This is a genomic window from Neobacillus niacini NBRC 15566 (assembly GCF_001591505.1).
Taxonomy (GTDB): Bacteria; Bacillota; Bacilli; order Bacillales; family Cytobacillaceae; genus Neobacillus; species Neobacillus niacini.
Genome location: NZ_BCVA01000008.1, coordinates 140,187 through 152,909, shown reverse-complemented (window position 1 = coordinate 152,909; position 12,723 = coordinate 140,187). Strand labels below are relative to the sequence as shown.

The following is a 12,723-nucleotide window of genomic DNA, read 5'->3' as shown; positions in this document are numbered from 1 at the left end:
AGCCAAGTTTATATTCACTATAGCACAATGACCTTTCGAAAAAAAGAATATCGTGAGGTCTTTTCGTCATGGAGAAATTTAGAAGTATTTGGGAGGGGTACCCCTCCCAAATACTTCTAAATAAAAAACATAAATGAATTAATTGAAATACACTTGACTAATCGTAAGAAATAGACGGAAAGATTCCGATTATTGATTCGAAACTCGTGAATATGGGTAATTTTGCTTTGCTTAATCGGAAAACCTCCGTTTATATCACCGAACCGAACTCTATTTTGGAGTTTAACCGAAAAATCTCCGCTTATTTTAGATATCTCCGGTTTCTTTAAAGTAAACCCGTAACAAAAATTCGCCTGGGTTGTCCTTATTATCTGTCATTCTACAAATTATATTTTCTTATTAAATAGGTTGGGGTACAGCTCCAGGCATGACAATAACTGTTGATTAAATGGCTTCCATAAGGTGAAAAACCTTTATTTTCTGGATCGTATAATTCCCAAAACGTATCCGCACCATCTTGAATCATTCCGCCCCAGTATGTTTTCATTTCCGATATGGCCGCCTCTTTCTCTCCAGAAACAAGCAACGCTTCTACTAGGTGATGGTACATGTATGGGGTAGCGATACCAAAGTCAGGCTTTTCTTTTAATAAATGTTTCATAAGTTTTTGGTTCTCTTCCTTACTGAAAACGCCTGCAAGCACCATCCAAATTTGACTTGCCCAAGATACTTGACGTTCTGCACCACTAATAAAGAATTGCTGCTGTTCATCCCATAAATGAGTCTTCGCAGCTGTCTCAATTTCTTTCAAACGGTCTTCTAAAATGATCTGTTCAGGTGCATTCAATTCTTTGGCCAGACGAATGACCTGTTTCAATGTATATATTAATATAGCTTGAGAAGGAGTTTGTTTGCTTAATCCTTCCTGCCAATCGACGAATGACCACCAGTCGGCTGTATCTAGTAATATATGATTTTCATCAAGACGTTCAAGGGCAAGTTCAATCTGCTTATAGGCTGTTGGCCAAAGCTCGCTTAAAGTCTCTAAATCGCTGGTTGCAAAATAGTAATCATGTAAAGAAGACGCAAAAAACAAGGAATAATCGAATAGATAAGTATCATCTGCAATGAGTTTAGGCGCCACAAAAACATTCGCGGGAACCTTTCCTTTGTCATCCGGAACACCTGCAAAAAGATATAAGCAGCGTTTAACAAGATCATTGTTTTTGAAGGTTTCATAGTTGGCTAAAGCTTGCAGGCGCAAATCGCCCAGCCAAAGTCTCCGATCTCGTTTGGGACCGTCTTCAAATACATCCTGCATACAATCTGCCAGTGTTTTTATACTAATCTCATCCATTTTTTGAAGATCTTTATCTTGGTGGGAAATCGTTTGGATGTTATTTATATTGGCGGATGTCACAGCACGGCATTCTACTTTTTCAAAGACAACACGATATTTTGGCGATGTATCGATGACCTCAAATTTCACATACCGGAAGCTGTACCGGCGCGGCAAAGTAATTTCTGCTGGCAATACATCTACAAAAATAGTTTCTTCTTGGAGCCACGAGCTGCTAAGCCATCCGTCATAGTTTTCAAATGGTTCCGCTATTTCTACCGGCATTTCACCAATTGTCAGCTTTAATTTGAGAGGTGCATCTGGTGGACTTCCCTCTGGCCGAATATTGATGGAGAGATAGCCGACTTCATGATTACCAAAATCAAGAACAACTGAATCTCCTTTTCCATATTCATAATCCGTTAGTGTCGAAGCCGGAGCAACAATTTCTGACCTCCAGCCATGAATCACTTCTTTATCGTTTTTGATTTCTACGATGGAAGTTGGTTTGACAAATGTTTCATGAAGATGAGGCTTCAAATCTTCCGCTTGTTCAATAAATGGCTCATTTCGTACAATTACATGATTTTGTAGTTTTTGAATGCTCATAACAACAACTCCTGATTCTCCCGTTTCGAACTTCTCGGATGTTGTGGGCCTGTTGGGCGGGTCAAATTTGATTATATTGTTAGTTTATTTTAATAGAAAAGGCATTGAAAGCGCTGTTTTTTTAGATAGTGTCTTTTTTTTTTGGTACAACAAGATGGTTTTCAACTTTATATATATTTTTAATAATTTTCTGAAAATAAACACTTTACAAAATACTCAACGCTACCTATAATCAATTATAGATAGTCAACTTGTACACATAACCAAATAACTACATAACAAAAGAACGGGGCTGTGTGGAAAATGGATATAAAATCATTAGACAAAAACGATGTGGTGCCTCTCTATGTGCAATTACATAGAATCATTAAGGAACATATTCTAAAGGGGGAGTATAAAGAGGGAGACCTTCTACCATCAGAGACCGCTATGATGAATACCTTTGATACGACCAGAGGAACAGTTAGAAAGGCTATTTCTGAGTTAGTAAAAGAGGGATTAGTTTACCAAAACCAAGGGAAAGGCACCTTTGTTTGTATTAGACAAGTAAAATATAGTATGTGGAATTTTGGAGGGTTTACTGACTATCTAAAGAGTAGAAATGAGACTGCTATTTCAAAGGTTTTAGAACACAAAAATGTTACTGTTGATGGAAAAGAATACTTTAAACTTGTAAGGGCAAGGGGTGTAAAAAAAGATGGTGAAGTCCTATATCTAACCATAGATACATCATTGCTGCCTCTGAATTTATTCCCTGATATCGGAAGATTCAACTTCGCAACTGAGTCGTTATACAACATCATGAGGGATGTATATAATATATTCCCTAAGCACTCCGAGATTATGTTAACCCCTATCAAGATAGACGATACAACAAGAGACATTCTTCAGGTTGATTCAAAAAACTCCACATTACTTAAAGCTGAAGGAAAAGTATTAAACGAGGATTATATCGAAATAGAAAAAGTATCTGTTGTTTATGGGAATAATATTGAATTTAAAATAATGACTACTATTATTTAATTGGGGGTTAAGTAATGAAAAAGAAGTCTCTTGGATTAGCATTACTATTTATCTTATTGGTTGTAAGCGCTATAGGGTGTTCATCTTCTTCAACCACAACAGACAAAGATGGAAAAAAAGAACTGATAGTTGTTAACTGGAAGGATTATGGCTCAGATGATCCAGAAGTAATCAAAGAATTTGAAGAAAAATATAAAGTCAAAGTTACCCATCAGTACATGGCATCTGAAGAAGAATTACTAACTAAGCTAAGAACAGGCGGGGTCGGTAAAATAGACGTTATTCTGCCTAACGCTTCTATCCTTCCTATTGCAATTGAAGAAAATTTAATAGAAGAAATCGACTCAACAAAACTGTCTAATTATAAGAATATTTTTGAGCAGTTCAAAAATCTCCCTGAAAATAGTAAAAATAACAAGATTTACGCTGTACCTTGGGTGTGGGGTTCTACAGGTATTGCTTATAATTCGGAAGATATTAAAGAAGAGGTAAATTCTGTTAATATTCTATGGGATGAAAAATATAAAGGTAAAATTGCTTTTAGAGATGATTTCAACGACGCTGTTATGACAGCTGCATTAGCACTGGGACAAAATCCTAATAGTCCAACTAATTTAAACGAAATTAAGAGCAAATTAATTGATCAAAAACAACTCAATCGAACTTACTGGAAAACAGGTGATGAATTTTCAAAACTATTCGCAGGAAAGCAAATTTCTGTGGGTCTAATGTGGAGTGGGCAGGCTGCTGCAATGAAAAAGAATGGAGAGCCAATTACTTATGTGATTCCAAAGGAAGGAGCTATTGGATGGGTTGATAACTGGGCCATTGTTAAAGACTCCAAAAATCAAGACCTTGCATTAAAATTTATCGACTTTATGCTGAGCTCTAAATTTCAAGAAAATTGGGTGAATTCCGGCGGACCAAACCCTGTGAATACAGAAGTAACAAAGAACTTAGATCCAGAGTTTGTTCAACAAATGGGTATAAATGAAGAAACAATAGCTAAACTTCATTTTATCTCCTATCATTCAGACGCCGAAAAGAAAACATGGAATGAGATGTGGCAAGAGGTTAAAGCAAAGTAATCAATAATTAATTAAATTAAGGCAGCATTGTGTTTATTGCTGCCTTAGATTTTTTTCATAAGGAGGGAAAAAATAAGTGAATAAGAAATGGTGGCTGGTTAGCCCGCCTGTATTTCTATTAATTTCCTTTTGTGTAATTCCATTATTCATCATGGTTTACTATAGCTTCCTAAGTGACGGTACAACTGGACATTTAACATTACAGAATTACCTAAATTTTTTCCAAAAGGGGTTTTATTTAAAATTAACCTGGAAAACAATTTCTACAAGTTTACTAGTAACCATAATATGTATTTTAATAGGCTTCCCAATGGCTTATATTATGGCAAAGGTTATCAATAGCGGTAAAAATATTATATTAATTGCAATCATTATTCCTTTTTGGACTAGCCAACTTGTCAGAGCGTATTCATGGCAGAATCTCCTTAGGGATGGTGGAATACTAGAAATCATATTGAGAAAACTGCATATTATCGGTCCTGAACCTTTAGGGATTTTGTTTACCCAGACCGCAGTCATCATTGCATTAATTCATATCTTTTTTCCCTATATGGTTATAACCATATATATGTCATTGGAAAAAATGGATACTTCATTAATCGAAGCATCAAAAAGTTTAAACGCAGGGCCATTTACAACCTTTTGGAGAATAATATTACCTTTAAGTAAGCCAGGTATTATTTCAGGTTCCATTCTCGTGTTTGTTCCTAGTCTAGGAGTGTTTGTGGAACCGAGAATACTAGGTGGAACAGAGGGATCTGTTATCGGTACCGTAATTGAAGATCAGTTTTTTGAAATATATGGTTGGAATTTCGGAGCTGCCGTTGCCTTTATTTTATTAATGATCGTATTTATTTCTACAACTGTTTTGTCTAAGTTTGCGAAGGAAGAGGTGTAATGATGTTGAAAAAAGGTATCGCCTGGGTATATACATGTATCATTTTTACCTTTTTGTATGCTCCTATTGCTGTATTAATGTTAATGTCTTTTAATGAATCTCAATATAACTCTCTTCCCTTCCAATTTAGTACTCGTTGGTATAACGAACTTGCTAATAATCAGACTTTAATCGATTCATCCCTGACCAGTATTTATGTTGCTGCGATTACAGCATTATTCTGTGTGATTCTTGCCACTATGTTAATGCTATGGATAGTTCAAACAAAATCTCCACTAAAAAAATGGATTGATTCTTTAATTATATTACCCTTAACTATTCCATGGCTGATACTAGGCCTATCTATCTTATTATTATTAAATCTACTTAATTGGGATAAGAATTTTTATATTCTACTGGTCGGACATATTATTATCTCCCTCCCTTACACGGTAATGGTCATTAAGGCACGCTTGCAAAGCCTTGATTTTTCAATAAATGAGGCATCGGCCAGTTTAGGAGCAAATGAGTGGACTACATTTAGAAAAATCACCTTCCCATTGTTGTTCCCTGCCATGTTAGCAGGGGGATTCCTAGCTTTTGTAATTTCATTTGATAATTTTATTCTATCTTATTTTCTAATTCCTAGCGGTCAATCAACATTGCCGATTGAAATCTACTCATCAATTAAATTTGGATTTACTCCAGAAATCAATGCAGTTTCTACCGTATTACTAGCAGGAACTACCATTATTATTATCTTCATTGTTACAGTAATGAAGGCTTCTCTAAAATTTTTATTCAAGTAGGAGGGTGTCGTCATGGCATACTTGGCGATAAAAAATTTAAGTAAATCTTTTCAGAATAACTTAGTCCTAGATCACATTAACTTTGAAATAGAAAAAGGAACTTTTTTATCTTTACTCGGTCCTTCTGGTTGTGGAAAAACTACGACCTTACGTTTAATTGCAGGTTTCGAGCACCAGGATGAAGGGACAATTCATATTGGTGGAAATACAATTGATACATTACCCCCTTACAAAAGAAATATCGGGTTGGTTTTTCAGAGTTACGCACTTTTTCCTCATATGACTGTTGGTCAAAATATTGCTTATGGATTAGAGCAAAGGAACTTTACGAAAGGAGATATCAAAAAGGAAGTCTCTAAAGCATTAGAAATGGTGCAGCTAACCGGGTTCGAAAATAGAAAGCCAAGACAGCTTTCCGGCGGTCAGCAACAGAGGGTTGCACTTGCAAGAGCGTTGGTAATCAAACCTTCCCTCTTATTACTTGATGAAAGTCTTAGTGCATTAGATAAAAAACTAAGAGTGGATATGCAAATTGAATTAAGGCAAATTCAAAAAGAAGTTGGAATTACGACTCTATTTGTAACCCATGACCAAGAAGAAGCCATGACACTTTCTGACCAAATAGCAGTTATGAAGAATGGAAAAATTGTTCAAATGGATACACCACAAAACATATATAAAAATCCTGTGAATTCTTTTGTTGCAAGTTTTATCGGCCAGTCAAACTTTCTTAAGGGAAGAATAAAGGAAAATTCACAATTCGTGTTGCAAAACGGGTCAACCTTTTCACTACCTCAACAAGATTATTCGTTATATAACCAGGAAGAATATATCATTTCAGTTAGGCCAGAAAAAATCCGTGTAGACCAAACCAGGCCATCCTATCCTCACATTCAAGGTAAAGTAAAGTTCGTAACATATATAGGAAATCTCTCTATGTATCTAATCGAAGCATTAGGTCATGATATCAGGATTCAGCAGCAAAATGATTCTTATCGTGACCAATTAAAAGTAAATGATGAAATCTATTTTAGTTGGAACGCGAGTGATCAATCCATTCTTACGGAATAAGGAGAATTCCATGAATCAGCATATTCTATTATTAGGTGGCATTATTATCGATGAATATTTGTTAGTCAGTGAATTTCCCACAAGGGGAGAAGATACTTTTATTAGGGATTCCTTTCAACAGGTAGGCGGATGTGCAATTAATGTAGCGGTAACATTAAAAAATCTAGGATTGATACCACATGTTGTTTCGGTTATTGGTGCGGATGATAGAGGTAAGGAAATAGATAACTATTTACAAAATCAAGGACTATCAAGAGAAGCCATTCAAGTTAACCCTAAAGAAAAGACAGGTTATTGTATCTCTTTAGTGGAAAAATCGGGTGAAAGGACTTTTATGACATTCAAAGGATGTGAATCTCAGTTTTATACAGAACTGATTAGTGATCAACTACTGGAAAACACCTCCTTTCTCTTTGTTACTGGTTATTATCTATTAGATTTTAAATTTGCAAGTACGATAATCACATTTATTCAAAAAATAAAGGAATTAGGAGTAAAGATTCTATTTGATCCCGGTTCTTTATTATCTAAGATAGATCAAAACATCCTTCTATCTATGATTAAACTTTCGGATATTATTACCCCAAACTCTGGTGAGTTAGAGAAATTAATATCATTATTTGAAATTGAAAAAGAGAATTGCCCTGAATGGTTTTTCAAACATGGGGTCAGCTGGTTGATAGAGAAAAGAGGAAATCACGGTGTGAATTTATGGGAAAATCGCAGTGATAAAAACCTATTTATACCGACATATCAGGTTAAAAGTATCGATACTTCAGGCGCAGGGGATAGTTTTGCAGGAGGATTAATTTACGGAATTCTGCAAGGATACAATATGCAAAAATCAGTTATGCTGGCAAACGCATGTGGTGCTATCACCACAACATACATGGGTCCTCATATAAAGTTTAATTTAAATGATATCTTAAAAATAGCAGGTGAATATTAATGAATCCATTATTAGATAGAGCGTACGGTTGCCTTATCGCGACTGCAATTGGTGATGCTATTGGTATGCCGGCCTCCTTCATGTCTCCAAGTCAAATTAACCGAGTGTATAATAGAATTACTACTTTTGTTACCCCAAGTGAGGAACAAACTGCTCATAGTAGTGTCATAGAAGGAGGCATTACTGACGATACCCAAGAAAGTTTAATTATTTCCTCAGTCCTTACTGAAGCTGGCAAATTTGATACACCACTATTTATTCATAAAATGAAAGAATGGGCACAATCCTATAACATGTTAGAATCCACCGTAATTGGGCCAAGTACCAGATTATTTTTGGAAACTATTATTGCCAATGGTAATTATTATGAGGCTGGCAAGAAAGGTGATACAAATGGAGCAGCAATGAGAGTCGCTCCAATCGGAATATTCCATTATAAAAATGTAAATCACGCTATTAAAGATGCTATTGCTTCCGCATTGCCTTCACATGGAAGTAAACCTGGTGTAGCTTCAGCATGCGCAATTGCTGCAGGCGTTTCAAAAGCTGTAGCAGGTAATAGCACCATAAGTGAAGTAATGGATGCCGCGATTTTAGGAGCTGTTAAAGGAGAGGAAATTGGTTATGACACCCCCTCCCCTTCTGTATCTGCAAGAATTAGACTGGCAAAAGAAATTGTCGATCGTAATCAAAACAAGTCCCTTGAGGAAATCTCCCTATTACTCTATCAATATATTGGGGCAGGAATGAAATCATATGAATCCATACCGTTATCTCTTGGTGTGTTTTATGCTGCAAAAGGCGTGGTAACCGATGGTATACTAGCAGTTGTTAATATAGGAGACGATGCGGATACAAATGGTGCAATAGTTGGATCATTATGTGGAGCCTATAGTGGTGCTTCATCAATAAAAGAAAACTGGATTAAGAAAATTGAGACGGTAAATAGTATTAGTTTTGAAATAATTGCTAATAAATTACTAGCGGCTTCTAGTAAAATTAATTAATAATGCATAACAAACAAATAATTAATCTATAAACTGTCATATTCTAGTTTCATGCGTAATTTAAAACCTCATATTTAGTATTCTTGCATTTTCAATTAATCTTACTTCATTAAATAATCCCCACCTCATTCTAGGTGGGGATTATTTAGTGTAGCATTTTGGCACCTGATTGGATGTAGATAAGAGTAATGTTTTCCCTCGCTTCTGTTATCTAAAACTTATTTCCTCACTTTTAACATGTATGAAACCCACCATATCCTAGAGTAACAATATCCTTCTCTGTTATTTTTTCTCCCGCAAGAATTCGAGGCAGAAAAACATCAAATGAAGTATAAGGGTCATGCATCACACAACCAGGGAGACCTAATATAGGGATATCATTATAGTAGGAAATCAGCATCATTGACCCAGGTAACATGGGAATGCCATATCGGATAATTTCTGCACCTGTATTTTTAATCGCTAGCGGGGTACGGTCATCAGGGTCCACTGACATGCCTCCGGTAACTAAAATTAAATCTACTTCTTGGTCCAGAAGGTATTTTATTTTACTTTCAATAATTTCTGTCTGATCAGGAGCAAAACATTGCTCGACAATCTTTGAATCAAAGTCCTCTACTTTCTTTTTAACCACGGGACCAAATTTATCTTGAATTCTTCCTTCATAAACTTCACTGCCGGTCGTTACCATCCCAACTTTTAGTGCACGGAACGGAATCACTTTTACCACATAAGAATGTTCCTGACATATAGATTCAACTTCCCTTATTATCGACTCTTCTAATATAAGTGGTATCTGCCTAACACCACTTACAGCTGCATTCTTCTTAACAGGACGATTGGTTGTTAAAGTAGAAAGGGCAATTCCCTGTAGACTATTAATCTGATGTATTACTTTTTCATTAATTTTTAAAAGACCATCTATTTCACTTTTAATCGTCATTTTTCCTTCTGATGGTCCTACAACATATAGGTTTTCTCCTCCTATCGCTTTCGCCATCCTTTGGGCAGCCTCATCCTCATGGATATTTTCTTCTGGTAAGTCTAAGATATATATGTGACCTTTACCAATATCCAATAATTTAGGAATGTCCTCTTCCCTAATGACATGGCCCTTCTTAAACAATCGTCCCTTAAATTTCCCCGGAATAATCTGAGTAAGATCATGAGCAAGTGCCAAACCAACAGCATTTTCAACCTTAACCTCTTTCATAACCACTTTATTCAAATCGATTTTCCCTCCTTTTTCTGCCATTAAAACAGATAATAATATTTTATTACAAGAATATAAGCTTTCATTGAATTTGCTTTCTATATTAAATAGAATTATATTCATTGATAAGATATTTTTTTCGAAATATTATGTTATCTTCAATTGTATCTTTTTTTCATAGTACTAGCTCCAAAATTATTAATCAATTAAATTACCATGTCAAAAATTTATATTTTGATAAGATTTTGATATTTAACAATATATAAAATATAAATTATCATTTATAGAAGATATAATATTTTGAATTTTTAAAATTAGAGGAATGGAGGATTAGCAGTAGACACATGAAGTATAAAGAAAAGGGAGTGATAGAAAATGGAGACCAAGAGTAATAAAAAAGTTTCCTTTCGGAGAATCTTTATCGTATCAGGATTTAGCTGGATTTTTGATGCAATGGATGTTGGTCTAATATCATTTATTGCTGCTGCATTAATAATAGAATGGAATCTAACACCCCAGGAAGCAGGTTTACTAGGAAGTGTTAATGCGGTTGGTATGTTCATAGGGGCAATCGTTGCTGGTGCATTAGCCGATCGGGTAGGTCGAAATAAGATTCTGATGTACACGGTCTTATTATTTTCTCTATCAAGTGGAGTATCAGCATTTTCGACTACTTTCGCTGTATTTCTTATTTTCCGATTCTTTATTGGTCTTGGTTTAGGCGGTGAACTTCCTGTAGCTTCAACTTTAGTAGCGGAGAATGTTCCAGATCATAAACGAGGACGTATGGTTGTTCTTCTGGAGAGTTTTTGGGCAGTAGGGTGGATTCTATCAGCAATGATTGCGTATTTTATCATGCCGATTTGGGGTTGGCGCTCAGCTTTAATCATTGGAGCCTTACCAGCACTTTTAGCGATCTATATGCGTAAAGGGCTTCCTGATTCTCCACAATTCCAATCTACAGGAAAGAAAAATACTAGCATTTTACAAAATATTAAAACGCTTTGGTCACCAAAATATGCAAAGGATACCTCAATGCTTTGGATCCTATGGCTGTTAGTAATGTTCTCATATCATGGAATGTTCCTATGGTTACCTTCTGTTATGGTATTAAAGGGATTTGGTCTAATTAAAAGTTTTGGTTATGTATTATTAATGACATTAACACAATTGCCTGGGTTTTTTAGTGCTGCCTGGCTTGTTGAAAAGGTTGGCCGTAAGTTTGTATTGATTTCTTATTTAATCATGGCAGCCATTAGTGCAATAATATTCGGTAATGCAGAATCATTACCAATGCTTATTGCTGGAGGTATGGCACTCTCATTTTTCTTCCTAGGAGTAACTGGAACAACCTATGCATACACAACCGATCATTACGATTCAAGTATTCGTGCTACAGGAGCAGGTTTTGCAAATGCAGCAGGACGTATAGGTGCCATAATCGGTCCACTAGTAGTAGGGACTCTAATAGCAAAGGATGTTTCCTTCACTACCATTTTTATCATGTTCTTTGTAACAAGTATCATTGCTGCTTTAAATGTATTGTTCCTTGGGAAAGAAACACGTGTCAAACAAAAACTAGAAGACGAAGAACAAACGATTATCAAAGAAGCTTTGTAATATATTGTTTAGACATGTACTGGATACCTTGTTTTCGTTGAAGGCCATTCAGTGCATGTTTCTTTTTATTATTCTTGAATAAAATTTCAATGCACGTGATTCAAAAGACTGTTTTTTTAAAATATTATGTGAATTTTCCAGGACTCTTTGTTAGATTATCTTGCGAAACATTTGGATTATTTATATACTAGTTGATAAACGCAACTAAAACCCCGATTTTCCTTTCCAAATATTCATATACATATAGTGGTATTTTTATTACATATTCACGACATAGGATAAGAAAGGAGAAATAATAGAAGATATGAAAATGGATCTAGAAATGAGCGGACAAGGGATTCAATCTTTGGAACTCGGCATAAATATTCTGAAGAAAATAGCAGAAGCAGACAAGCCTCTTTCCATATCTGAAATATCAGAGCTGTGCGAGATATCTAAAAGTAAACTACATAGATACCTTACCAGCTTTTGTCGCACAGGTTTCTTACAGAGGGATTCTTCTCTTCAATATACAGTTGGAGCGGATCTTATCAGTATTGGGAATAAAGCCTCAAAAAGCTTGGATATCAAAGAGTTAGCTTCACCAACGTTAATCAAATTGCGAAACACTTTAAATGAGACGGTTTTTTTAACCATTTGGAGAGGAAATGCTCCCTATCCCATCGAATTAAAAGAGAGTAACCGTTCGGTCAATATAGGAATTAGAGTAGGGTATCAAACTAGTATCGTCCTCACTACTTCAGGAAGGTTGTTTGCCGCCTTTTTGCCTGAGGTGGTAACAAAAGAAATGATTCAGAAAGAAATCATTGAGCATCATTTAAATCCGGAAGAATTTAAAAATGAACTTGCAGAAATTAGGAAAAATGGATATTCCATCACAAGGGAATCTCTCATACCGGGGATTGTAGCCGTTGGGTGTCCTGTATTCGGCAGGGATAATAAAATTATTGCCACTATCTCAATTGTTGGGATTTTAGGTGTATTGGATCTATCGAGTGATTCAGAATTGATAAAATGTTTAAAAGAAGAGTGTATGGAATTATCCCAGTCATTGCAGTTTGAATAATAGACAAAGAAACTTTTATACATGTTTTGATTACATAAAAACTCCTCTTAAA

11 protein-coding genes are annotated in these 12,723 nt (G+C 35.4%); 9 read left to right on the top strand and 2 right to left on the bottom strand.

Going from position 1 to position 12,723, the window contains the following annotated elements; all coding sequences use genetic code 11:
- Positions 1-379: 379 nt before the first annotated feature.
- Entirely contained in the window at positions 380-1,948 is a 1,569-nt protein-coding gene (locus tag BANA01_RS09755) for an alpha-L-rhamnosidase-related protein (RefSeq protein ID WP_063252955.1), read from the bottom strand.
- Between the two features lie 303 nt (positions 1,949-2,251).
- Here BANA01_RS09755 and BANA01_RS09750 point away from each other — a divergent pair, with 303 nt between their 5' ends.
- From BANA01_RS09750 to BANA01_RS09720, 7 genes are all read left to right on the top strand, one after another.
- Positions 2,252-2,971 carry a GntR family transcriptional regulator gene (locus tag BANA01_RS09750; protein ID WP_063252954.1) on the top strand — a complete coding sequence of 240 codons (720 nt, stop codon included), beginning with the start codon at positions 2,252-2,254 and terminating at the stop codon, positions 2,969-2,971.
- Between the two features lie 14 nt (positions 2,972-2,985).
- Positions 2,986-4,059 (top strand): ABC transporter substrate-binding protein, encoded by a 1,074-nt coding sequence (locus BANA01_RS09745; protein ID WP_063252953.1) that lies wholly within the window; start codon positions 2,986-2,988, stop codon positions 4,057-4,059.
- Positions 4,060-4,135: 76 nt separating this feature from the next.
- Positions 4,136-4,957 (top strand): ABC transporter permease, encoded by an 822-nt coding sequence (locus tag BANA01_RS09740; protein ID WP_063252952.1) that lies wholly within the window; start codon positions 4,136-4,138, stop codon positions 4,955-4,957.
- Positions 4,957-5,745, top strand: a complete 789-nt coding sequence (locus BANA01_RS09735) for an ABC transporter permease (RefSeq protein ID WP_235847097.1) — start codon at positions 4,957-4,959, stop codon at positions 5,743-5,745. Before BANA01_RS09740 ends, BANA01_RS09735 begins: the two co-directional genes overlap by 1 nt.
- A gap of 12 nt (positions 5,746-5,757) precedes the next feature.
- On the top strand, positions 5,758-6,816 hold the full coding sequence (locus BANA01_RS09730) for an ABC transporter ATP-binding protein (RefSeq protein ID WP_063252949.1): 1,059 nt from the start codon (positions 5,758-5,760) through the stop codon (positions 6,814-6,816).
- Positions 6,761-7,765 (top strand): carbohydrate kinase family protein, encoded by a 1,005-nt coding sequence (locus BANA01_RS09725; protein ID WP_082799462.1) that lies wholly within the window; start codon positions 6,761-6,763, stop codon positions 7,763-7,765. The genes BANA01_RS09730 and BANA01_RS09725 overlap by 56 nt, the downstream gene beginning before the upstream one ends.
- Entirely contained in the window at positions 7,765-8,772 is a 1,008-nt protein-coding gene (locus tag BANA01_RS09720; RefSeq protein WP_063252942.1) for an ADP-ribosylglycohydrolase family protein, read from the top strand. The genes BANA01_RS09725 and BANA01_RS09720 overlap by 1 nt, the downstream gene beginning before the upstream one ends.
- A gap of 232 nt (positions 8,773-9,004) precedes the next feature.
- On the opposite strand, the gene BANA01_RS09715 is transcribed toward BANA01_RS09720, so the two are convergent.
- Positions 9,005-10,027, bottom strand: coding sequence for a molybdopterin-binding protein (locus tag BANA01_RS09715; RefSeq protein WP_063252965.1), 1,023 nt, complete (start codon positions 10,025-10,027; stop codon positions 9,005-9,007).
- Between the two features lie 333 nt (positions 10,028-10,360).
- Between BANA01_RS09715 and BANA01_RS09710 the strand changes: the two genes are divergently transcribed.
- Entirely contained in the window at positions 10,361-11,605 is a 1,245-nt protein-coding gene (locus BANA01_RS09710) for an MFS transporter (protein WP_063252940.1), read from the top strand.
- Positions 11,606-11,909: 304 nt separating this feature from the next.
- Positions 11,910-12,671, top strand: coding sequence for an IclR family transcriptional regulator (locus tag BANA01_RS09705; RefSeq protein ID WP_063252938.1), 762 nt, complete (start codon positions 11,910-11,912; stop codon positions 12,669-12,671).
- The last annotated feature ends 52 nt before the right edge of the window (positions 12,672-12,723 follow it).

Excerpts from the sequence above, each read along its gene's own strand:
- BANA01_RS09755 (WP_063252955.1), bottom strand. The coding sequence starts at position 1,948 with ATGAGCATTCAAAAACTACAAAATCATGTAATTGTACGAAATGAGCCA.
- BANA01_RS09750 (WP_063252954.1), top strand. The coding sequence starts at position 2,252 with ATGGATATAAAATCATTAGACAAAAACGATGTGGTGCCTCTCTATGTG.
- BANA01_RS09745 (WP_063252953.1), top strand. The coding sequence starts at position 2,986 with ATGAAAAAGAAGTCTCTTGGATTAGCATTACTATTTATCTTATTGGTT.
- BANA01_RS09735 (WP_235847097.1), top strand. The coding sequence starts at position 4,957 with ATGATGTTGAAAAAAGGTATCGCCTGGGTATATACATGTATCATTTTT.
- BANA01_RS09730 (WP_063252949.1), top strand. The coding sequence starts at position 5,758 with ATGGCATACTTGGCGATAAAAAATTTAAGTAAATCTTTTCAGAATAAC.
- BANA01_RS09725 (WP_082799462.1), top strand. The coding sequence starts at position 6,761 with ATGATGAAATCTATTTTAGTTGGAACGCGAGTGATCAATCCATTCTTA.
- BANA01_RS09720 (WP_063252942.1), top strand. The coding sequence starts at position 7,765 with ATGAATCCATTATTAGATAGAGCGTACGGTTGCCTTATCGCGACTGCA.
- BANA01_RS09715 (WP_063252965.1), bottom strand. The coding sequence starts at position 10,027 with ATGGCAGAAAAAGGAGGGAAAATCGATTTGAATAAAGTGGTTATGAAA.
- BANA01_RS09710 (WP_063252940.1), top strand. The coding sequence starts at position 10,361 with ATGGAGACCAAGAGTAATAAAAAAGTTTCCTTTCGGAGAATCTTTATC.
- BANA01_RS09705 (WP_063252938.1), top strand. The coding sequence starts at position 11,910 with ATGAAAATGGATCTAGAAATGAGCGGACAAGGGATTCAATCTTTGGAA.